The sequence below is a fragment of the Microbacterium awajiense genome, assembly GCF_039536545.1.
Lineage (GTDB): Bacteria > Actinomycetota > Actinomycetes > Actinomycetales > Microbacteriaceae > Microbacterium > Microbacterium awajiense.
This window is the reverse complement of sequence record NZ_BAAAYU010000005.1, coordinates 1,204,634-1,226,659: the sequence shown is the minus strand read 5'-3', so window position 1 is coordinate 1,226,659 and position 22,026 is coordinate 1,204,634. Positions and strand designations below refer to the sequence as shown.

Genomic DNA, 22,026 nt, shown 5'->3' with positions numbered 1-22,026 from the left:
CATCTTCGCGCTGGGTGTGCGTGCTGCAGCTGGCGATCCGGAGCGGTGGCGCCGCTGGCGTCCTCGCGGCTCACGAGCATCCGGCCCTCGATCGGATCCGCCGCGGTCAGCGCGATGGCGCCGGCGTTCGTCGTCTTCGTCGGTCTCCGAACGTGGTTCACCCAGGGGTGGCCGGGCCCGACCACGTGTGACGGCCGGGACCCACGCGATGTGCCTCAGAGGCGCCCGGCGCATGAACGAACGCCTCGGTACCCCGTGGAACCTCCACGGTCAGGTGGATCGTGCTGCTCTCACGACGCCAGCCCACGCGGATGTCGCCGAGCGGACAACGGTGGCGCGCGCTCGCGTGCTCGAGCTCCTGCGCGAAGAACGGGCGTACCTCGAACCGGCGATACGCGGCCTCGAGCGACGTGATCCCGCCGATCGTGCGGTGCATCCAATCGGCGACCGCCCCGTAGGCATAGTGGTTGAACGACGTCATGGCCCCCGGGTTGACGGACCCGTCGGGAAGCATCGAATCCCACCGCTCCCACGTCGTCGTCGCTCCCATGGTGACGGCGTACAGCCACGATGGAACGCCGGTCTCCGTCAGCATCCGGTAGGCGACGTCCGGACGGCCTGCTTTCGCGATGCCATCCAGGATCACGGGTGTACCCAGGAAGCCCGTCGCGACGCGGTAGTCCGCCTCGACGACCAGATCGATGAGCCGACGGCCCGCGGCTGCGCGTGCGCGGTCATCCGTGATCAACTCGCCGACGAGGGCCAGCGCGTAGACGGTCTGACAGTCGCTGCGGACGCGGCCGTCCTCTGACACGAACCGTCGCTCGAACCCATGGGCGATGCGCGCGGCGAGCATGTCGAACTCGTCGGCATCGGCAACCTCGCCGAGCACCCGCGCGGTCTGGGCCATCATCCGGGCGGACCGAGCGAAGTAGGCGGTTGCGACGACGGCCTGGTCGGCCTGGGCCCGCGCGGGATCGTCCGGGGGCGCCGTCGGGTCGAGCCAGTCGCCGAAGGGGCCCTGTGCGTTCCACACTCCGTCGCTGTCGGCCTGGTCCGCGATACGACGGACCCACGCGGCCATCGACGGGTACTGCCGTCGGAGGACGTCGCGATCGCCGAAGGCCCGGTACAGCTCCCAGGGGACGACCACGGCGGCGTCGCCCCATCCGGGCGCGTCGGTGTATTCAGCGCGCAGGACGTCGGGCACGATGTACGGAACCTCGCCTCGCGGGCCCTGCTCGGCGGCCAGGTCCTCGAGCCATCCGGCCAAGAAGCCGGACGTGTCGAAGAGGAAGTTCGCCGTGGGCGCGAATACCTGGATGTCGCCCGTCCAGCCGAGCCGTTCGTCGCGCTGCGGGCAATCCGTCGGCAGGTCCAGGAAGTTGCCCCGGGCACTCCACACGACGTTCGCGTGAAGTCGGTTCAGGAGAGGGTCGGAGGTTTCGAGCCATCCGATGCGCTCGAGGTCTGTGCCCAGGACGACAGCTGTGACAGACACCAGATCGTCGACCTCGACGCCGGAGATGTCGACGTACCGGAAACCGTTGTAGGTGAATGTCGGGCGCAGGATCTCCTCCTGACCGCCGACGAGCAGGTACGTGCACGTCGCCTGCGCCGTACGGAGCGGGCGACGTGCGAGCTCGCCGCCCTCGAGGACCTCGGCGTGCCGGATCGTCACCTCGGTGCCGGGCGCCTGTGCACGAACGGTCACCTCCGCCCAGCCGACGACGTTCTGCCCGAAGTCCACGAGCACCCGCCCCGACTCGGTGACCGTCATCGTCTCGGCGCTGATCCGCCCGGTCTCGCGCACGGCCGGCCCTCGGCGCGCGACCAGGCGCGCCGCGTCGAGCGGCAGCAGTTCCACGGCTTCGGCGCCCTGCGGCTGCGGGCCCATCGGCAAGCGGAGGTCCCGTCTCTCACCGTCGTAGAAGTCATCGAAGAGGATGCCCGTCTCACACGCGCGCCACGAGGCGTCCGTGCCGATGATGCGTCGCGACCCATCGGCGAAGTCGAGTTCGAGCTGCGCCAAGAACGCGAGGCGATTACCGTAGGACTCGCGATTGCCCTTGTACACGAGTTGCCCGCGATACCAGCCATTGCCGAGGGCCGCCCCCAGCCGGTTCGATCCGCGCACGAGAAGCCCGGACACGTCGTACGACTGGTATTGCAGACGGTGTTCGTATGCGGTCCATCCGGGAGCGAATATGTCAGCTCCGATGCGCACACCGTTGAGTTGCGCTTCATAGATTCCCTGCGCCGAGGCGTAGAGACGGGCGGCGACAGGAAGCTCGGGCAGGTCGAACGAGCCGAAGACGAACGGCGCACCGTCCTCGAGGGTCCCCAGACTCGACGGGCTGACCAGCTGTGCGATCCAATCCGCAGCATCGAGCAGGCCGGCGACGAGGTCGATCGGCGGGCTCCAATCCGTCCAGCGCTCGTCCGACGTCTCGCATCGGACGCGCAGTCGTCCGACCTGGCGCGATTCGAGGGCTGGAAAGGGCCAGTCGACGAGCACGCCATCCCGACTGCTCGCGGTCGCGATCACCGTGCCGGACTCGGTGGTGAGTTCGGCTTCGTAGCGTGTCTGCGAGACCAGCGGATCGCCGCCTTCGAGCACCCATGACAATCGAGGGCGGGCGCACCCGAGTACCGATCCGGCTGGGACCTGCTCGGCTCGCAGGCCGACGACGTGCGGGGTGCTCGGCGCGTCGGAATCGTCGGCGGTCAGGGCCGACGAGAACCCGTCGTCATCGGCGATCGCCACGAGCCCGCCAAATGAAAGGTTTCACACTGCGAATGTCGCATACCACGGACGGGATTGCAAACGCGCACGCGCACGGTCAGCGCACCGAGCTTCGCCGTGCGACCAGCTCGGGACGCAGCAGCACCCGCCGATGCTCGTGCGCACTCGGGTCGCCGGCGTGCTCGAGGACCAGCCGCACCGCCTCACGCGCCAAGGTGTCGACCGGCTGCCGAACCGACGACATGGGCACGATCGCCGAGCGCGAGTACTCGATGTCGTCGTAGCCGACGAGGGCGATGTCTCGCGGGACGACGATGTCGTCGGCGAGCACGAGCGCCTGAAGCACGCCGAGGCCCAACGTGTCGTTGGCTGCGAAGATCCCGTCCGGGCGCTGATCGGCGCTCATGGCGATGATCTGCTCGCCGATCGCGCGGCCGTCGGCGATCGTCTGGTCCGGAGTGTCGATGTGCGTGAGCTCTGCGATTCCGTCCGCCGCCCGGCTGGCCCCCTGCCAACGGTCATCGACCTGCGAGAGCGGGCCGCCGACGAAGGCGATCCGTCGCCGTCCGGTCTCGATCAGGTGCGACACGGCCATGTACCCGCCCTCGGCGCCATCGAGTGCGACGGTGCAGAACTCTCCCGCCTGAGCGTGGATGTCGAACAGCACCAACGGCATCCCTCGCTTGGTGAGCCGCTGGATACGCTCGGTCGCGCCGTCGAGGCCTGCGATGAGCATTCCCCGCACCCGTTGCTGCTCGAACAGGTCGATGTAGCGATCTTCGCGCTCGCGCAGCTGATCGCTGCTGCCCATGATGACCGTGTACCCGAGCTCTTCCGCGGCAGCCTCGCACGCATGCGCGAGGCCGGCAAAGAAGGGATTGGCGACGTTGAGGACGATCAGACCGAGGGTGGTGCCGCCGCCCATCTTCAGTTGGCGGGCAAGGTCGTTGCGCACGAAGCCGAGTTCGTCCATCACCTGCTGCACGTGCGCCAGCGTTCGCGCCGAGACGGTCTCCGGCTTGTTGATCACGTTCGAGACCGTGCCGACCGAGACGCCGGCCTGTGCGGCGACGGTTCGGATTCCGACCGGTCCCGCCATGATCACCTACCCTGGTGGCTACGTCTCGCCGCCCTCATCATAGGAGGTCGCTGAACCGAACCGTCACGTCAGGAGGACCATGCGCTGCCTTGTCGTCGGCATCGGAGGTCTGGCGATGGGTCAGTACCTCCCCTTCCTCACGCGTCAGGAAGACCTGGAGCTCGCCTATCTCTCACGGAGGTCGGCGTCTTCACGTGCCGCACAAGACGCGTTCGGCGGCCACGGGCTCGACAGCTGGAGTGAGGTCGAGGGGTTCGCGCCGGACATCGCCTTCAACCTCGCAACGGATTCCGCGCACGCGCACGTCCTCGAATCGCTCATCGAGGCGCGCGTGCCGCGCGTGTTCACCGAGAAGCCGCTGATCTCGCAGGCGGGCCAGGAGAATGTCGACGAAGACGACTTCTTCCGCGCTCGGGACATCGTCGGGCTGGCGAACGAGGCCGGGTTCGAGATCGCGATGGGATTCAACTATCGATTCTTCGAGTCGGTGCAGGACTCGCTCGACGCCGTGGCGGGTGCGAGACTGGGGCCGCTGCGGACCGTCGTCGCGAACTCGCACTTCGCCACATGGTCGCACACGCTCGACCTGATCGGCATGGCGTGCGGCCCGATCGCCACCCTGACCGCGATGGCCGGACCGGGCACTGCCCGGGACGGAAGGACGCCCACTCGGAGTGTGTCCTTCCGTGCCGTGTCCGGAGCCGTGGGCTCGGCGCTGGGCTCCGCCCTGCGCGACTGGGAGGACGATCTCCTCGACATCTCGTTCTCCTTCGACGGCGGCCACCTCCGATGGCGCGACCTGGATGCCGAGTCGTCGATGTTCGAAGCGGCCTCGGGCAGGCGCACCGTCACGGTGCTGCCCGGCCCTCGTGAGGCCCGCTATTCGGCATCCTTCACTGCCTCCCTGACGGCGTATCTCGCAGCCGTCCGCACGAATGCCCCGCCGCCCGTGGGCGTCGACGCGGGTTTGCGCGAGCTGCAGATGGAGGCGTCGATCTCACGATCGATCCGCGAACACCGCGCGGTCCGGGTCCAGGAGGAGTTCCCGCTCGACGCGAGCTGAGCGGCTTGTGCGATTCGCTCCCAGATGCCAGGCTCGGCGAATATGGATCGTTTCAAGTCGACGAGGCCCAATCTCGTCTTCATCTTCTCCGACCAGCAGTCCCACGACATGGTCGGGGCGTACGGGCTGAGCGATGTCAAAACACCCCGACTGGATGAGCTGGCCTCTCGGGGCATCCTGTTCAACCACGCGGTGTCGAACGCTCCCGTCTGCACGCCGGCGCGCAGCATGATGATCAGCGGTCTGCATCCTCTGTGGAACAACTGCTTCACGAATGATCGCCGTCTCTCCACCGAACTGGGCGACTCGTTCGCCGAAGTGACGAAGCGCGCCGGATACCGCAACGGGTATGTGGGGAAGTGGCACCTGTACGGGGGCGATCGCGACCGCCCGATACCCGCAGGACCGGATCGCCACGGCTTCGACGACGTCTTCCTCTCCAACAACTGCCATGTGAACTACGACCCCGACAATGCGTTCTTCTGGGACGGCGACCGCAAGCGCCTCTTCGGCAAATGGGAGGCGGAGGGGCAGACCGACCAGGCGATCGAGTTCCTCGAGGCGCAGAGCGCCGATTCGCCGTTCACGCTGTTCGTGTCCTACCACCCGCCGCACAATCACGTCGGCGGCGATGCCGACGCGTACTCGATGTTCGACGCGCCTGCGGAAGCGAAGGCTCTTTACGACCCGGAGGAGCTCACGCTCCGGCCCACCGTGCCGGTCAACGACCGCACGAAACGGATGACCCAGGGTTATCTGGCGATGTGCAGCGACCTGGACGCCAACATCGGGCGCATCCTCGACACGCTGGAGGCGAGCGGGCTCGCGGACAACACGATCGTCGTCTACACCAGCGATCATGGCGAGACGTTCGGCGCTTTCAACAACCATTGGCACAAGTCGAGCCCTGAGGACGTGTCGACCCGCGTTCCGCTCATCATCCGCCTGCCCGAGGGGACCGCCGCGCCGCGGACGTCGGATCTGATCGTCGGCACGATCGACCTCATGCCGACGCTGCTCGGGTTGATGGGGCTCGATGTCTCCAATGACCTGCACGGCAAGGACCTGTCGCAGGCGATCGTCGAGGGACACGATGACGCCGTCGAGTCCGCACCTCTCTTCTACTTCACGACGCCGTGGCGTGGTGTGTACACGCACGAGTGGACCTACTCGGTCGAGAACATCGACCGTAGCGACGGGGACGAGCCGCACCCGGAATCCGACATCGGGCGCACCGTCCTGGTGCGCCGTATGGACACCCTCTTCAATCGCACTGATGACCCACACCAGGTGTACAACCTGTTCGGGCACCGTGCGATGCCCGGCATCGAAGACCCGCAAGCCGTGCAGGCTCGACTCCACGATCTGACGCTGGCTTGGCTTGACTACTTCGAGGACCCGTTCCCCGATCAGAAGGAACTGTGGTCCTACATCGGAGCCGACGATGAAGCGCCGATCGCACGCATGCGCGCATCACGGGGTCGCGCGCGGGGGCCGCAGCCGAGGTAACCGCACGGTCCGTCTGCCGCAGGGTCCATGAAACCTTTCATGTAGGCTCGCATCCACCGAAGCAGGGGAACCGATGACGACTCTCAGCAGCGAAGACCTACGGCACCAGGTCGCCGCGGGCTGCGCGAGCTTCTCACTCGCCGAGACCCGAGACGATGACAGGTCGATCCGCACCCTCCGCGCCGCGCGCGACGCAGGGATCCGCATCTTCGACACGGCACGCGCCTACGCGACGGTGGGTGACCCGCTCCACAACGAGAGGCTTCTGCACAGGGCACTCGGCGACGACGATGAGATCGTCGTGATGACCAAGGGCGGACACTTCCGCGCGACCCATCGCGAATGGAAGGTCGACAACTCCCCCGAACGGCTTCGTCGCGACGTCGACGACAGCCTGGCCGCGTTGGGAGTGGAGCGACTGGATCTCTTCTTCGTGCACCGCGCCGACGGTCCGATCAGCATCGAAGAGAGCTTCGGTGCACTCGATGAACTCCGCCGCCGAGGCAAGGTGCGCGCACTGGGAATCTCGAACGCGACCTCTGAGCAGATCGAACGCGCGTGCGCCGTCACCGAGGTCGCTGCTGTCGAGAACCGCCTTGTCGCCGGATGTCCGGACGACGGTTCGCTCGCGACCGCCGCGCGGCATGGTGTGGCCTTCTTCGCCTACTCGCCGCTGGGCGGCCCCGCGGCGGCGCGGACGCTCCCCGCACGCTTCCCACGTCTCTCGAGGATTGCGCAGTCCCGCGGCATCTCGCCGCATCGACTCGCGCTGCGCGGACTTCTCGCCCAGTCGCCCGCTGTCTCCGTCATCGTCGGCGCGGGCAGTCCCGAGCGCGCACAGGACGCCGCCGCCGCACCCCGCGAGGAATGGGATTCGACGACGGAGAATGCCTGGACCTGCGACATCGCCGATGGCGACGACGAGCGCACATCGAAAGGAATCTCGTGACGGTACCGATGGCCCGCCCCGCCGACTCTCGCCCGAACGTCCTCCTGATCGTGTCGGACCAGCACCGATACGACTGCGTCGGAGCCAGCGAGGACTACCCAGTGTCGACGCCGCACATCGATGCGCTCGCGCGTTCCGGCGTGTGGTTCGACTCCGCCTTCACGCCCATCCCCCTGTGCACACCGGCCCGACACGCACTGATCACCGGCCAGAGGCCGGAGACCACAGGCGGCCTGTGGAACTACGACCTCGGTTCCCGGATACCGGCACTGGAGCCGACAGCGTACTCGTGGGCCCGAGAGTTGCAGCGCGGGGGCTACCGAACGCACTACACCGGCAAGTGGCACGTCCACCCCGACCACGACCCGACCGCGTTCGGCTACGACGAGTACGTCGCGCTGGAGGACTATGACCGCTGGCGGGAGACCCATCATCCTGAGGCGCGGGTGCGTGGCGACTGGCTCGGCGGTATCGACCCCGTGCCCACCGAGTCGAGTCGAACACACTGGCTCGCTGCGCGAACATCAGAGTTCATCCGCGAGGCGGCTGCGGCGGGCGGCCCGTGGCATGCCCGTCTCGATCTCGTGGAACCCCATCTTCCGTGCCTGCCCACGGAGCAGTTCGCGGCACGCGTCGACCCGAACGCCATCCCTCAGTGGCGCTCGTTCGACGATCCGCTGACGGACAAGCCCTACATCCAGCGCCAGCAACTCGTGAACTGGGGAATCGAGGACTTCACCTGGGACGACTGGGCGCCGGCGGTCGCGCGGTACTACGCGGTCATCGCCCAGATGGACGACGCCGTCGGCTCGGTGCTGCGCGCGGTCGCTGAGTCCGGAGCCGAAGGGAACACGCTGGTCATCTACACCACGGACCACGGCGACATGCAAGGCTCCCACCGCATGATCGACAAGCACTACGTCATGTACGACGACGTGGTCAGGGTCCCGCTCGTGATGCGCTGGCCGGAGCGAATCACCGCAGGCAGCCGGATCGACGCGTTCGCCTACAACATGCTCGACCTCGCGCCGACCATCGCCGCTGCCACCGGTGTGTCCGGCCCGCCCCAGGGGCACGGGAGCGACCTGTTCGCCGCGGGGAGCGTCAGCGAGGCATCCGCCGACGTGCGTGCGCGAGAGTACGTCGTGAGCACGTACAACGGCCAGCAGTTCGGACTCTTCACCCAACGGATGATCCGGACACGAGAGTGGAAGTACGTCTGGAATCCTACGGACGTCGACGAACTCTACGACCTGGTCGGCGATGAGCGAGAGTTCGTCAATCGCATCGACGACCCGGCGTGTCGGGCCACGGTCGCTCATCTTCGACGCGCGCTGTACGACCAACTGGCCGCCGATGGCGACCACATGGTCGCGAACGTATGGATGGCGAGACAACTGCAGGACGGCCGCAAGCTCGGGCCGAGCGGACCAGACCACCTGCGCACCGCGTCGGCCCGACAGACGAGGGAGCCCATGGCATGACCGCAGCTTCGGCACCGCTCAACCTCCGCGCCGACGGCAGACAGCGGTTCGCGAGCGACTCACGCCTCGTGCCGACGTGTGCGCGCGAACCGAGACTGAGCTGGGTCGTGCCTCTTCTGCGTGACGGGCAGGCGCAGGAGGAGTGGCACGTCCGCCTCTGTCTCGCCGACGCAGACCCCCGGGACGACGAATCGCCGACGGTATTCGAAACGCACGGCACGGGATCGGACCCGTACACCGTCGTGAGCAGGCCCCTCGATGCGTTCACCCGCTATTCCTGGACCGTGCGCGTGCGCGACGAGCGCGGCGAGTGGAGCGAGTGGGCTGATCCCGCCCGTCTTGAGACAGGGCCGCTCGAGTTCGCGGATTGGCGGGCATCCTGGGTGACGTGTCCCGCACTGACCACACTGCGCGCTGAGTTCGCCATATCCTCACCGGTGCAGCGTGCCCGTCTGCACCTGACCGCTCAGGGGCTCGTCCGGGCAGCCGTGAACAGCGCGCCCGTCAACGGCAGCGCCACCGACGCGACGCGGGTCGACACCGTTCGCGCTCTTGTGCGGACCTACGATGTCACCGACCTGTGCCGCGTGGGTGAGAACGTCCTGGACCTCACGGTGTCGGGTGGCGAATGGCAGCGGACGGGGCTCGACCCGCGGGCGCTCGCCGAACTCGTCCTCGACCTTCTCGACGGCACGCGACTCCGTGTGGGGACCTCCGCCGACATGGCCACCGCTCCGAGCGAGGTCGTCGCGCACGAACCCTTCTACCTCGAACGTCACGACCCGCGCGCGACGCCGAGCTTCTCGACCGTCGATCCGCCACGCTGCGTCCGCCCCGCTCTCACGCCTTCCACGGTCGACACCGCTCCGCAAGACGTCCAACCCGATCTCACGCCGCCCTTGCATGATGTGCGACGTTTCGAGCCGGCGTTCATCGGGACCATCGACGGCGCTCGTCTCTTCGACGTGGGTGTCAACGTCGCCGGCCGACCCGCCCTCGAGCTCATCGACGGCGTACCGGCGGGCACCGTGGTGAGGATCGTCCACGGCGAGCACCTCGATGCGACCGGTCGCCTCGATACGACGAACATCACGATGCCCTTCGATCACGGACGGGAGCGCCAGGCCCTTGAGGTCGTCGCCACCGGCGAGCCGGGGCAGGTCTGCACACCATGGTTCGCCTACTACGGGTTCCGGTTCGTCGAGGTTCAGGGCCTTCCCTCCGACGCGGTCGTGCGTCTCGAGGTGCGTTCCCACCACACCGATCTGGCCGTGGTGGGCGCGGTCGAGACCGACGACGCCCAGGTGAACACCCTGATCACGCGAGCGAATCGCACGCTGCTCAACAATGTGCACGGCATTCCCGAAGACTGTCCGACGCGTGAGCAAGCCGGCTGGACAGGCGACACTTCGGCGATCGCCGAGTTCGAGATGTCCGCCTTCGACGCCGAGTCCTTTCTGCGCAAGTGGCTGACCGACCTGCGCACGAGTCAGCAGCCCGACGGCGCGATCCCGGCGATCGCTCCCGACGTTCGTGCGGCCAAGACTCCGGCCGACCCCGTCTGGGGCTCCGCGCTCCAGCGCATCCTGATCAATCACTGGCGTCATTACGGCGACCGACGCGTCGTCGACGAGAATCTGCCCGCGCTGCGTCGGTGGGCGGACTTCCAGCTTCGAAGCCGTGGCGCCGACGGTGTCGTATCAGGCTCGCCGATCAGCTACGGACACGACTGGCTCGCCCTCGAGCAGACTCCTCCTCCGATTCATCACACTGCGGCCACGATCGACTGCCTCGAGATCCTCGCCGAACTCGAATCGGAGGTCGGCGAACCGCTTCTCGCGGCTCTGCGGCGCGATCAGGCGAACGAGATCCGCGTCGCGGCGAGGAAAGCATTCTTCGATCCGTCGTCGCGCACATTCGGCAACGGATCGCAAGGTTCCTACGCATGCGCGCTTGAGGCGGACATCCTCACCGATCCCGACGAGCGCGCGGCGGCGGTGGCCAGCATCGTCAGCGACGTGCGTATGCGCGGCAATCGGGTCTCGACCGGATTCGCCGCAACGCGGACGGTCGTGAGCGCACTCGCGCACAACGGTCATGCCCAGCTGCTGTACGACGTACTGCAGCAACGCGATGAACCGGGGGTCGGCGCCATGCTCGATCACGGCCCCGGCACCTTCTGGGAGTGCTGGTGGATCGATCCCGCGAATACCGGCACCGGCTCACTCGACCACGTCGGGCTCGGTGGCGTGTTCACCGCGTGGGCGTACCAGGGGCTCGCGGGGATCCGGCCCATCGCGGCGGGCTACCGGCGTGCGCAGGTCGCACCGCAGTTCGTCGCGGGCATCGACACGCTTTCGTCACATCGGCACACGGTCCGGGGCAGGGTCGGGGTCCGATACCGCCGCGAGAGAGCGAACGCGATCGTCGAGGTCACCGTTCCGGTGAGCATGGACGCGAAGGTGCTGCTTCCGGGCATGGATCCGGTGCTTGTCGCATCGGGCGAGCACACGTTCGTGATTCCCTGGCCGATCGGCGAGGCGCGAGCTCCCGTTGCTGTGACATCTCCCTGGCGTGCGCCGGCGGTGGCACCGCCGGCCAGCGACGTCGACGGACCGCGCGATCTGCTCGTCGATGCGCTCTCGGGCCGCCGCGTCGTGGGTCTGGGCGGCGCCACCCTCCAGACCCTGCCGACCGGACTCGTCTGCATGCCGATCCCCCATGCGCAGCTGGCGAACACCGTGGTACGCGTCACCTCGTCCGCGCGAGAGCCTCGTCGTGAGGCTTTCGTGCGGACGATCTTCGATTCCCCCCTCGACCTCGAGGACGCCGTCTTCGTCTACGCACTGGTCGATCTCTGCGTACGCAGCGATCCGCGAGCCGTCGCCGGCGTGTTGGCGCTACACGGGCACGACGGTACCGTCCTCGAGACGACCGGCAGGATCTGGCCGGCCGGATGGAACCGGGTGCGTCTCGACGTCACCGGTTGGACAGGGCGGTCGGCGGTCACGGCGGCCGACGTCGGAATCCGACTCATCGACGATGATTCCGATGCGGCGCTGGGCGAGTCGTCGTTCGACGTCGGCGAAGTCGGGTGGAGCACGCGCACGCCGACGTGGTAGGACCGGCACGACTCGTGCGACCGATCACACGGTCGGAGCGGCCCCTGCGGGATGGAGTACGCCCCGCCACCTATGCGTCCCGGTCTCCGCGCGCACCGGCTCCCTCGACCCGGGCACCCAGACCGTGGCGCTGGTCCCATGGGGAACACGCACCGAGAGATCGACGACCTGGCCCTCGCGTGACCACTCGACGGCGATGTCGCCGTGGGGACAGCGATGACGCGCCCGGGCGAAGTCGAGATCCCGTGTCACAAGGGGCCGTACCTCGAATGTCCGATAGCCGGGCGAGGTCGGGGCGATGCCGCCGATACGCCGATGCATCCAATCGACGACCGCGCCATTCGCGTAGTGGTTGAACGACGTCATCTCGCCGGGGTTGACCGAGCCGTCCGGCAGCATCGAGTCCCACCTCTCCCAGATCGTCGTCGCTCCCATCCCCACGGCGTACAACCACGATGGCATCTGCGTCTCACGGAGCATCCGGTAGGCGACGTCGACGCGCCCGGCCATCACGAGGGCATCGAGGATGACCGCCGTGCCCTGCAGTCCGGTCGCGACCGTGTAGTCGGCCTCGACGACGAGCTCTGCCAGTCGGTCTCCGGCGGCGGCACGGACAGCCTCGTCCGAGATCAGATCTCCGCACAGTGCCAGCGCATACACCGTCTGACAGTCGCTCAACACCCGACCGTCCGCCGTCACGAACCGAGCTTGGAAGCCGCGGGCGATGTCATCCGCGAGCGCCGAGTAGCGGCGGGCGTCTCGGACCTCGCCGAGTGTGTGTGCAGCCTGTGCCAGCAGACGGGCGGAGCGTGCATAGCACGCGGTGGCCACGACCGCCTGGTCGGCCTGCGCCTTCATGGGCGCGTCCGGTGGTGCCGTCGGGTCGAGCCAGTCCCCGAACTGATCGCGTGCATCCCACACGTGATCTTCGTCGGCGAGCGACGTGACCTTGTCGACCCAGGCGCGCATGGACGAGTACTGCCGAGCGAGGACGCCCTCATCGGCGAAGGCCCGATGAAGCTCCGAAGGCACGACGACGGCGGCGTCGCCCCACCCGGCTGCGGCGGCGGTGCCTTCGCGGAGCACGTCGGGGATGATGAACGGCACCGAGCCGTCGGGCAACTGCTCCGCGGCCAGGTCTTCCAGCCACCCGGCGAGGAAGCCCGATGTGTCGAACAGGAAGTTCGCGGTCGGAGAGAAGAGTTGGATGTCTCCTGTCCAGCCCAGCCGCTCATCGCGTTGCGGACAGTCCGTCGGCACATCGAGGAAGTTCCCGCGAGCGCTCCACACAGCGTTGTCGTGGAGTCGGTTGAGGTCGGCGTCCGAGGTCGTGAGCCAGCCGGTGCGCTCCAGGTCCGTCCCGAGCACGACAGCCGACACCTCCACGAGCTGAGCCTCGTCGAGGCCGAGGATGTCGATGTAGCGGAACCCGCTGTAGGTGAAGGTGGGCCGCAACGTCTGCGCATGCTCGCCGGCGAGGATGTAGGTGCACGTCGCCTGCGCGCTGCGCAACGGCCGCCGCGCGAGTTCGCCACCCTCGAGGACCTCGGCGTGGCGCACGACGACTTCGGCTCCCTCGGTGAGTCCTGCCACGGTCAGCTCCACCCAGCCGGCGACGTTCTGCCCGAAATCGACCAGCAGCCGCCCGGACGGACTCCGCTTCAGTGAACGGGCGGGAATCCTCTCGGTCGGGCGGACCGCAGGGCCGCGGCGCGCGACCAGCCGTGAGAGATCCGCCTTGATGACATCGACGCCCTCGGCGTTCGCGGGGTCCGGCTGCAGGGAGATCCTCAGATCCTGCGTCTGACCGTCATAGAAGTCGTCGAACAGGATGCCGGTCGCTGACGCCCGCCACGACCCATCGGATGAGATCGTCCGTGTCGTGCCGTCCGCGAACCGCAGCTCCAGCTGCGCGAGGAGGGCCAGCCGCTTGCCGTAGCTCCGGCGATTCCCCTTCCACACCAGCTGACCGCGATACCACCCGTTGCCGAGCAGCGCACCGAGCGTGTTGCGACCCGCCGCAACCACTCCGGTGACGTCATAGGCCTGATACCGCACGCGTTTCTGATACGTCGTCCACCCCGGTGCGAAGACGTCCTGGCCGACGCGCACCCCATTCAGCCACGGCTCGTAGATGCCGTGTGCGCTCATGTACAGGGTGGCCGCGACGGGAGCTTGCGCAACCTCGAACTCCGTGAAGACGTGCGGCGCCCCGTCTTCCATGCCCGCCAGAGTGCGGGGACTGACGAACTGGGCGGACCAGTCGGCGGGATCGAGCAGGCCTGCCTCGATCACACACGACGGGCTCCAGGGCGTCCACTCGCCGTCGGAGGACCCGCATCTCACCCGCACCCGCGCGCTCTCGCGCGACGACAGCGGGCGGAAGGGCCACGCGACGAGAACGTTCTCGGAGCCGTGGCCGCGGTACAGCTCGACACCGCTGCGCGCCGTCAGTTCGACTTCGAATCGGTCCTGGCGGAAATGCGGATCGCCTCCGTCCAGCATCCATGACAGCCGTGGACGCGGTTCCCCGAGCACCTCGCCGGGGAGGACCTGCTCTGCCCGCAGTCGGGTGATCGTCGGTGGCGTCGTCCTGGGTGTCATCGTGCTCGTCTCGCTCTCCACGTCGGCCATCACCCGTCAGCGGTCGCCGCGGGAATGACCGGGGCCTCACTCAGGGTGTACTGCGGTTGGTAGCCGAGGAACGCCCGCGCCCTCGTGATCGACAGCAGTGGCGACCGACCCGGCAACGGCTCGCGCAATTCGCTGAGGAACTCCGGCCGGAACCGGCTGATGAGATCCAGCGTGTCCTCGGGTGCCCGCGTGTCGGCGCCGCCCAGCACGATCGGCTCGCTGGTCGATGCCGGCACCTCGACGGCTGCGGCGATCCCGTCCATCCAGTCACGCACGTGCACCCACGACCACAGGTCGTCCGCCCATGCGCGCGACGAGGGCAGGCCCTCTTCCAACAGTCGCGCGTACTGCGGCTCGTGCACCACGCCCGCGAAGCGCAGGTTGATCGCCTCGATGCCGAAGGCACGTCGATAGGTCCATCCGATGTCTTCGGTGATTCCTTTGCTGAGGCTGTAGGGATCCTCGGCGACGCGAGGCTCGTCCTCGATGAGCGGCATCCGCGAACGTATCGGCGCCGTCGGCTGAACGCGCCAGTAGAACGAGCCGAACGCATTGATGCTCGAGGCGTTGAGCACACGCCGAACCCCTTGCCTCACCGCGCACTCGTACACCGTGAAGGTCCCCATCACGTTGGCGTCCATGATCGTGCGCGCATCGACCCACTCGCCGGCCGGCCATCCAGCGAGATGGACGACCGCATCGACGCCCGCGAGTGCCGCCTCGACCTGGTCCGCAGACGTGATGTCGACTCGGTGGTACGGCCAGTGGGGTGAGAGCGGACGCCGTTCACGCCCCGTGGGTCCGGTTCCGACGAATACCGTCGCCTCGTCCGGATCGACCCTGTCGATGAGGACGAGCTCGTGGCGCTGCTCGAGCTTCTCGGTCGCGCGGCGGCCAAGGCCGCCCGCCGCGCCGGTGATCGCTATCCGCATGCGTGCCTCCTCGCGCGCCGGCTCGTACGGCGCGGCCGGCCGGTCATCTGCCGTCGCTCCCCGCGAAGTGCGCGGTCTCTCCGAGACCTTCGGGACCCATTGCCCGGTAACCCCCGTCGACGAACAGTTCGGTTCCGGTGATGAAACTCGCGGCAGCGCTGCTCAGGAAGAGCACCGCCTCGGCGACTTCCGACGGCTCGCCCAGGCGCTCGAGCAGGTGATACTTGCCCCAGATCGGTTCCCATCGCTCGCGATCGCCGCCTGCGGCCTTCTCGACCTCCGCCGTCCAGATCCAGCCCGGGCTCACCGAGTTGACCCGGATGCCCCGCGGAGCGAGGTCCATCGCCTGACCTCGGGTCAACGCGAGGATCGCCGCCTTCGTCGCGTTGTACGTCCATCGGTTCGGTTGCGCGACATGTGCCGAGATGCTCGAGATATTGACGACCGTCGCACCTGGCGGCATCCGCGTCGCGACGGCAGCGGTCAGCATCGCGGACGCGGTGACATTCACGCTGAGCGAGCGAGACCAGTCCTGCTCGGTCGCGTCGGGTCCGGCCGCCACGAAGCTCGCCGCGCAGTTCACCAGGTGGTGAATGCCGCCCTCGACGCCGGACAGCACGGCCCGCATCGCAGCGGTGTCCGCGATGTCGACGACCACGTCACGGCAACGGGTCTGCGCATCGCTCGGGAGTGCACGCCGCGACTCGGCGAGCGCGTCGGCATCGATGTCCAGGCGATGGACCACGGCCTCGGCTTCCAGGAAAGCCCGCGCGGTCGCCGCTCCGATGCCCGAACCCGCTCCGGTCACGACGACGGTCTTCGCGTCGAAGTCCCACCTCATGCGCGTACTTCCGACGGGTGCGTGGCCGGGGAGGAACCGTCGCGCGCAGACAGCGCGTCGATGACGTTGTCGATCGCCCCTCGGCGCAGATCGGGCAGCGCCTCGGCCGAGCACCACGCTGCGTGCGGGGTGATGATCGTCGATGCGGAGCGCCGGATGGCGGCATCGACGGGGAGCGGTTCGACGTCGAACACGTCGAGGCCGAGCCCACGGAGCCTGCCGTCGTCGAGCGCGGCCACCGCGGCGTCGACGTCGACGAGCCCCCCGCGCGACGTGTTGACGAGGACCGGTCGACGCGAGACCGCGGAGAGGAAGTCCCGCCCGATGATGTGCCTCGTGCTGTCGAGCAACGGCGCATGCAGGCTGATGATGTCGGCGCGTTCGGCCAGTTCGTCCAAGCCGACCCGTTCGTATCCGTCGTGCGCGGGCGCCGGGTCGAAGGCGATCACCTGGGTCCCCCACACTTCGAACGCCCGAGCGACCAGCCGCCCGATCCGCCCGCATCCCACCAGCCCGAGTGTCGCCCCCGACAGTCGCGAGATCTGAGGAGCGTGCGGCGCTGCGGCCCAGTGTCCCGCCCTCACCTCGCGGTCGAGGTCGGGAACGCGCCGCCAGAGTGCCAGCGCCAGGGCGACGGCGTGCGTCGCGACTTCCTCCGTGCAATAGTGCGCGACGTTGCGCACGTCGATGCCCGCGGCCGATGCGGCCTCGGTATCGATCATGTCGATGCCGATTCCGAGTCGACTGATGATGCGACACGAGCCGGCGGCCTCCGCGACGACCGTGGCATCGATCGGGGCCCACTGCGTCACGATGGCCTCCGGCCTGCACTCGCGCACCTCCCGTGCGACGTCCGCCGCGGTCACGCAGTCCGCGACGACGACATCGGCATCGAGAGCGCTCTTGAGCCAGGCGACCTCTTCGACGCGATCGCCGAGATCGCTGTCGGTCAGAAGGATCGTACGCGTCATAGCCATGCCTCTCATACAAGTTCCTCCTAGAATGGACACAGACGGCGTTTTTGGCAAGGTTCCGTTGACACTTGTCTGATCAGTGGGTACTTTTGCCCTCGACGCGCGATTCATGGAACACCTTCGGAGGACGCCTTGGCCAAGTCCCGGCTCAGCAACGCCATCGTCGCCGACTACCTGCGCCGCATCGGATCGCGCGAGATTGAGCCCGGCACCCCGCTCCCTCCCGAAGCAGCGTTGTGCGCGCAATACGGCGTCGGTCGGAGTGTGGTGAGAGAAGCACTCCAGGCCCTGGATGCCAAGGGGTTCATCATCGTGAAACAAGGCAGCGTCGCCGTCGTCGCCCCCCGCCACCGCTGGCATGTGCTCGACCGGGATTTCCTGGATGCCACGAACCCGGCCGAGTACTTCCCACTCCTCCAGGAGGCACGAGAGGTTCTCGAGCCTGCGCTGGCGAACCTCGCGGCGGAACGCATCTCGGATGACGCGCTCGCCGAGATGATCGCGCTCAACCATCAACTGGCGGAACAGCACGATGATCCCGAGCGCCACGCCGACCTCGACATCGCGTTTCACGACGCCGTCGCTCGGGCGACCGACAACGTCATCCTCGTATCGCTGCACAGCTCGATCACCGGCCTCGGCCAGCGCACACGCATCGCCGCCGCCGCCGTTCCGGGAGCGATAGATCGCGCGGTCTTCTGGCACGAGCGGATCATCGACGCCCTGCGCAGCGGGGATGGAATCGGCGCCGGTGCGGCGATGCATCTTCATCTCACCCAGGTGAGGGAAGAACTCCGCGCGACGCAGACGCAGAGCACAGACGAAGAAGAAGGCGCATCATGACCGAGTACTCCGTGACCACTCTCGCCGTCGGCCATGGCCAGGTCCCCGGGCCCGAGCTGTACTGGATGACGAAGTTCGACGAGTGGCACCCGGTGACCTTCCAGTGCGTGCTGATCAGGGGGAACGGGATCGTCGCCCTGGTCAACACCGGTCCCGCCGCCGATCTCGAGCCGATGAACGCCGGGTGGGAGACCTTCCTCGGCCCGAAAGCGCGCATGCACCGTGAGGACGGGGAGTTCATTCTCGAGCAGTTGACCCGTCTCGGCGTCGCACCCGAGGACGTGACCCACGTCATCCTCACGCCCCTGCAGCTGTACAGCGTGAGCAACGTGCTGGCGTTTCCCCGTGCGCAGGTGTGTATCGCGGAGCGCGGCTGGGTCCACTTCCACACGACCCACGATCACCCGCACGACAACCGCGCGACATCGATCCCCGACGACATCCTGGTAGCGCTCGTGACCACGGCGTGGCCCCGGGTCCGGCTTCTCGCCGATGAAGACGAGATCGTGCCCGGCATCCGCACGTGGTGGGCCGGCGGCCATCATCGGGCGTCGATCGTCGTCGAGGTCGACACACCGAAGGGTGTCGTCGCCGTGTCGGACGCATACTTCCGCGTCGAGAACGTGGTCGACGACATTCCGATCGGCATCAACGAGAACATCTACGAGGTCCTCGAGTGCTACCGACGCGTGCGTGAGCGCGCCGATGTGATCCTTCCCCTGTACGACCCGGACAACTTCGCGCGCCATCCCGATGGGCGGGTCTGCTGACGTGAGCACTCCGAGCCCTCCGCCGAGCCGACCCGACGAGAGGGAACCCCGATGAAGACGCTGACGTACCGCGGACCATGGGAGATGAGCGTCCGCGATCGGTCCGCACCGCAGCCGCGCGACCATGAGACGCTCATCGACGTGATCGCGACCGGCATCTGCGGGTCTGATCTTCACGGGTACACCGGCGAGACCGACCGGCGGGTGGCCGGTCAGGTCATGGGCCATGAAATGGTCGGGCGCGTCCGTTCGGGCGGTGACCTCGGCGTCGGCACCCTCGTGACGGTGAACCCGATCGTGTCGTGCGGGGAGTGCGAGCTATGCGGTGCGGGCGAGACACAGGCGTGCGACCAGTCGCGCGTGATCGGCGTCGACCCGGCGCTCCCCGGAAGCCTTGCCGACCTGCTGGTCGCACCGACCACCAACGTCGTTCCCCTCGACGGAGACCTGCCCGTCCATCACGGCACACTCGTCGAGCCGCTCGCGGTCGGTTACCACGCACTCATGCAAGGGCATCCGGTCGTCGAGGACCGTCTGCTCATCGTCGGCGGGGGCCCGATCGGACAGACCGTCGCGCTCGCGGCTCGGCGCCGCGGCCTCACCCGCATCCTGGTGAGCGAACCGACTGCCGCGCGGCGCGACCTGATCGAGGCCCTGGGCTTCTCGACCACGTCCCCCGAACACGTCGCAGACGACGTCGCACGTGTACTCGGCGGCCGTGCCACCCTCGTGGTGGACGCGGTGGGCATCGCGGAGAGCCTGGCGACCGCGCTCGCCCACTCCACGGTTCGCAGCCGGATCGTGCTTGTCGGGATGGGCGCTCCCGCGATGACGATCACGCCGTATGAGATCACGGTCGCGGAACGCACCGTGATCGGGTCTTACTGCTACTCCACGAAACACTTCCGAGAGACTGCCGAGTGGGTGGCCGGTGGTCGGCCGGAGCTCGATCTGTTCATCGACCACATGACACTGCTCGACGATGGAGCGGAAGCCTTCCGTGCGGCCGCCGAGGACGGCACCAGAAACAAGACGCTGGTCCTCTCCGCTCACGCGCATCGCGAGGACATCACCATGAACGGAGAAAAGCGATGAAGTTCGCACGAGTAGGCGCAGCCGGCGCCGAACGTCCCGTCGTCTGGGACACCGACCGATGGTACGACCTGCGGCCCATCACCACCGATATCGACGGAGCGTTCCTCGCGGCCCGCGGAATCGCGACCACCCGTGCCGCCCTCGCTGAAGGACGGCTCCCCGCCGCCGACGTCGAGGGCGAGCGCATCGGTGCACCGTTCAGTCGCCCGAGCGCGGTCGTCTGCGTGGGCATGAACTACGCGGCACACGCCGCGGAGTCGGGTTCCGCGCCCCCCGACGTGCCGATCATATTCCTGAAGACGCCGAACACCGTCGTCGGCCCCGACGACGACGTTCCCATTCCCCGCAATTCGACCAAGACGGATTGGGAAGTCGAGCTGGGCGTCGTGATCGGTCGTCGCGCGAGCTACCTCGACTCGCCTGCCGAGAGTCCCGACTACATCGCCGGGTACACGGTCGCCAATGACGTGTCCGAGCGCGCCTTCCAGATAGAGCAGTCGGGCGGGCAGTGGAGCAAGGGCAAGTGCGCCGTCGGCTTCAACCCGACGGGGCCGTGGCTCGTACCTGCAGAGGATGTCGACACGTCAGACCTCCGGCTGCGCAGTTGGGTCAACGGTCAGCCTCGACAAGACTCATCGACTCGGGACATGATCTTCGACGTCGACACGCTCGTCTGGCATCTCAGCCAGTACCTCGCGCTGGAACCGGGCGACCTGATTCTCACCGGCACACCCGAGGGCGTTGCCCTGTCGGGTCGTTTCGACTATCTCCGCTCCGGTGACGTCGTCGAGGTCGAGATCGAAGGCCTCGGCCGCCAGCGCCAGCTGTTCACCACCTCTTGACACCCCCTATCGAGAAGATCCACGTGCCCTACACCGCTCTGGCGATCGTCGCCGAGGCCCCGTCCACTTTGACCCTGACGACCGTCGACCTTCCAGAGATGCGACCCGACCAGGTCGTCATCCGCACGTCGCTTTCAGGATTCAGCACGGGCACCGATCGGTGGGTGATGTCAGGACGATTCGAATGGGGCGGCTTCTCGTTTCCGCTCATTCCGGGCTATCAGACGGTGGGCACGGTCGTGGCCGTCGGCGCCGAGGTGACGCGCGTTGCGGCCGGGCAGAAGGTCGTCGCGATCGTCGCCCGGACCCCGGGTGCGATCGCCTCGGCGTGGGGGTGCCATGCCTCGATGATCGTCAGCGACGAGAGCAACGTGTTCGATGCGAGCGGCGTCCCCGAGATCAGCGCGGCGTTCATCGTGTCGGCGCAGGTGGGGTTCAACGCCGCCTCTCGGCTCGCTCCTGGCCCCGGTGGGCGTGTCTGCGTCATCGGCGACGGCATCATCGGCGCCTCGGCCGCGCTCGCCGCCGCTGCCCGCGGCTTCACAGTCCTCCTCCAGGGTCGGCACGAAGAGAGACTCGCGCCGTTCGCCGACTCACCGATCGAGACGCTCGACGCACGCACCGCCCCGGACGATGCGCTCGAACGGTGGCATCCCGATGCCGTCATCGACACGGTCCAGAACGACTCCGCGTTCGCGGCCTACATCAATGCGCTCCCACGAGGCGGGCAGGTCGTCTACAGCGGACACACTCCCGACGGTGTGAAGCATTGGGGCGACATGGCTGAGCTGCAGCAGCATGAGATCCGCGCGGACTTCGTGTCGGGTTGGACGCCGAACAGATTGCTCGCGACGCTCGATGCGATGCGCACCGGCGCGATGGACTTGGCGCCGCTGGTCACGGCGGTCGCATCGGACCGCGACGATGCGCTTGCGCTCGCCCACTCCGTCGCCACCGGCGGGCTCTCCGCCCCGGCGGCCGCCATCGACTGGAGCGCGATCGGCCACGCCCCCACACCGGGCATGTGAGGACCTGGATGTACCTGGCAGGGACACGAGAGCCCCGGGCGGTCGCGTCGAAACGCTGCTGATCCGTCATCACGAACAGGACGTTGGGCCCGGGA

General features: G+C 67.8%; 16 protein-coding genes. 10 read left to right on the top strand and 6 right to left on the bottom strand.

What is annotated here, in order from left to right; all coding sequences use genetic code 11:
* Nucleotides 1-157: 157 nt before the first annotated feature.
* A complete protein-coding gene (locus ABD663_RS12375; protein ID WP_344738976.1) occupies nt 158-2,767 on the bottom strand; it encodes a family 78 glycoside hydrolase catalytic domain in 2,610 nt (869 codons plus the stop codon).
* 76 nt (nt 2,768-2,843) lie between these two features.
* On the bottom strand, nt 2,844-3,845 hold the full coding sequence (locus ABD663_RS12370; RefSeq protein ID WP_344738974.1) for a LacI family DNA-binding transcriptional regulator: 1,002 nt from the start codon (nt 3,843-3,845) through the stop codon (nt 2,844-2,846).
* 79 nt (nt 3,846-3,924) lie between these two features.
* Between ABD663_RS12370 and ABD663_RS12365 the strand changes: the two genes are divergently transcribed.
* From ABD663_RS12365 to ABD663_RS12345, 5 genes are all read left to right on the top strand, one after another.
* Nucleotides 3,925-4,908 (top strand): Gfo/Idh/MocA family oxidoreductase, encoded by a 984-nt coding sequence (locus tag ABD663_RS12365; RefSeq protein ID WP_344738972.1) that lies wholly within the window; start codon nt 3,925-3,927, stop codon nt 4,906-4,908.
* A 42-nt stretch (nt 4,909-4,950) separates the two neighbouring features.
* A complete protein-coding gene (locus tag ABD663_RS12360; RefSeq protein ID WP_344738970.1) occupies nt 4,951-6,417 on the top strand; it encodes a sulfatase family protein in 1,467 nt (488 codons plus the stop codon).
* A gap of 73 nt (nt 6,418-6,490) precedes the next feature.
* Nucleotides 6,491-7,366 (top strand): aldo/keto reductase, encoded by an 876-nt coding sequence (locus ABD663_RS12355; protein WP_344738968.1) that lies wholly within the window; start codon nt 6,491-6,493, stop codon nt 7,364-7,366.
* Nucleotides 7,363-8,850 carry a sulfatase family protein gene (locus ABD663_RS12350; protein WP_344738966.1) on the top strand — a complete coding sequence of 496 codons (1,488 nt, stop codon included), beginning with the start codon at nt 7,363-7,365 and terminating at the stop codon, nt 8,848-8,850. The genes ABD663_RS12355 and ABD663_RS12350 overlap by 4 nt, the downstream gene beginning before the upstream one ends.
* A complete protein-coding gene (locus ABD663_RS12345) occupies nt 8,847-11,972 on the top strand; it encodes a family 78 glycoside hydrolase catalytic domain (protein WP_344738964.1) in 3,126 nt (1,041 codons plus the stop codon). Before ABD663_RS12350 ends, ABD663_RS12345 begins: the two co-directional genes overlap by 4 nt.
* A gap of 24 nt (nt 11,973-11,996) precedes the next feature.
* Here the strand turns inward: ABD663_RS12345 and ABD663_RS12340 are convergent, their stop codons facing one another.
* Genes ABD663_RS12340 through ABD663_RS12325 form a run of 4 tightly spaced genes read right to left on the bottom strand, consistent with a single transcriptional unit; the run spans nt 11,997 to nt 17,350 of the window.
* On the bottom strand, nt 11,997-14,576 hold the full coding sequence (locus tag ABD663_RS12340) for a family 78 glycoside hydrolase catalytic domain (RefSeq protein ID WP_344738962.1): 2,580 nt from the start codon (nt 14,574-14,576) through the stop codon (nt 11,997-11,999).
* Nucleotides 14,577-14,605: 29 nt separating this feature from the next.
* Nucleotides 14,606-15,538: an NAD-dependent epimerase/dehydratase family protein gene (locus tag ABD663_RS12335; protein WP_344738959.1), complete on the bottom strand. Its 933-nt coding sequence runs from the start codon at nt 15,536-15,538 to the stop codon at nt 14,606-14,608.
* A 43-nt stretch (nt 15,539-15,581) separates the two neighbouring features.
* A complete protein-coding gene (locus ABD663_RS12330) occupies nt 15,582-16,379 on the bottom strand; it encodes an SDR family oxidoreductase (protein ID WP_344738957.1) in 798 nt (265 codons plus the stop codon).
* Nucleotides 16,376-17,350: a C-terminal binding protein gene (locus ABD663_RS12325; RefSeq protein ID WP_344738955.1), complete on the bottom strand. Its 975-nt coding sequence runs from the start codon at nt 17,348-17,350 to the stop codon at nt 16,376-16,378. The genes ABD663_RS12330 and ABD663_RS12325 overlap by 4 nt, the downstream gene beginning before the upstream one ends.
* A gap of 135 nt (nt 17,351-17,485) precedes the next feature.
* Between ABD663_RS12325 and ABD663_RS12320 the strand changes: the two genes are divergently transcribed.
* The 5 genes from ABD663_RS12320 to ABD663_RS12300 are packed head-to-tail and all read left to right on the top strand — an operon-like array spanning nt 17,486 to nt 21,931.
* Nucleotides 17,486-18,196, top strand: coding sequence for a FadR/GntR family transcriptional regulator (locus ABD663_RS12320; protein WP_344738953.1), 711 nt, complete (start codon nt 17,486-17,488; stop codon nt 18,194-18,196).
* A complete protein-coding gene (locus ABD663_RS12315; protein WP_344738951.1) occupies nt 18,193-18,966 on the top strand; it encodes an MBL fold metallo-hydrolase in 774 nt (257 codons plus the stop codon). Before ABD663_RS12320 ends, ABD663_RS12315 begins: the two co-directional genes overlap by 4 nt.
* Before the next feature lie 51 nt (nt 18,967-19,017).
* A complete protein-coding gene (locus tag ABD663_RS12310; protein WP_344738949.1) occupies nt 19,018-20,061 on the top strand; it encodes a zinc-dependent alcohol dehydrogenase in 1,044 nt (347 codons plus the stop codon).
* On the top strand, nt 20,058-20,903 hold the full coding sequence (locus ABD663_RS12305; protein WP_344738947.1) for a fumarylacetoacetate hydrolase family protein: 846 nt from the start codon (nt 20,058-20,060) through the stop codon (nt 20,901-20,903). The genes ABD663_RS12310 and ABD663_RS12305 overlap by 4 nt, the downstream gene beginning before the upstream one ends.
* 23 nt (nt 20,904-20,926) lie before the next feature.
* Nucleotides 20,927-21,931: an alcohol dehydrogenase catalytic domain-containing protein gene (locus tag ABD663_RS12300; RefSeq protein ID WP_344738945.1), complete on the top strand. Its 1,005-nt coding sequence runs from the start codon at nt 20,927-20,929 to the stop codon at nt 21,929-21,931.
* Nucleotides 21,932-22,026: the final 95 nt, after the last annotated feature.

What these genes read in the sequence shown, in the direction of transcription:
- ABD663_RS12370 (WP_344738974.1), bottom strand. Translation starts at nt 3,845, where the DNA reads ATGGCGGGACCGGTCGGAATCCGAACCGTCGCCGCACAGGCCGGCGTC.
- ABD663_RS12365 (WP_344738972.1), top strand. Translation starts at nt 3,925, where the DNA reads ATGCGCTGCCTTGTCGTCGGCATCGGAGGTCTGGCGATGGGTCAGTAC.
- ABD663_RS12360 (WP_344738970.1), top strand. Translation starts at nt 4,951, where the DNA reads ATGGATCGTTTCAAGTCGACGAGGCCCAATCTCGTCTTCATCTTCTCC.
- ABD663_RS12355 (WP_344738968.1), top strand. Translation starts at nt 6,491, where the DNA reads ATGACGACTCTCAGCAGCGAAGACCTACGGCACCAGGTCGCCGCGGGC.
- ABD663_RS12345 (WP_344738964.1), top strand. Translation starts at nt 8,847, where the DNA reads ATGACCGCAGCTTCGGCACCGCTCAACCTCCGCGCCGACGGCAGACAG.
- ABD663_RS12340 (WP_344738962.1), bottom strand. Translation starts at nt 14,576, where the DNA reads ATGACACCCAGGACGACGCCACCGACGATCACCCGACTGCGGGCAGAG.
- ABD663_RS12335 (WP_344738959.1), bottom strand. Translation starts at nt 15,538, where the DNA reads ATGCGGATAGCGATCACCGGCGCGGCGGGCGGCCTTGGCCGCCGCGCG.
- ABD663_RS12330 (WP_344738957.1), bottom strand. Translation starts at nt 16,379, where the DNA reads ATGAGGTGGGACTTCGACGCGAAGACCGTCGTCGTGACCGGAGCGGGT.
- ABD663_RS12325 (WP_344738955.1), bottom strand. Translation starts at nt 17,350, where the DNA reads ATGACGCGTACGATCCTTCTGACCGACAGCGATCTCGGCGATCGCGTC.
- ABD663_RS12315 (WP_344738951.1), top strand. Translation starts at nt 18,193, where the DNA reads ATGACCGAGTACTCCGTGACCACTCTCGCCGTCGGCCATGGCCAGGTC.
- ABD663_RS12310 (WP_344738949.1), top strand. Translation starts at nt 19,018, where the DNA reads ATGAAGACGCTGACGTACCGCGGACCATGGGAGATGAGCGTCCGCGAT.
- ABD663_RS12305 (WP_344738947.1), top strand. Translation starts at nt 20,058, where the DNA reads ATGAAGTTCGCACGAGTAGGCGCAGCCGGCGCCGAACGTCCCGTCGTC.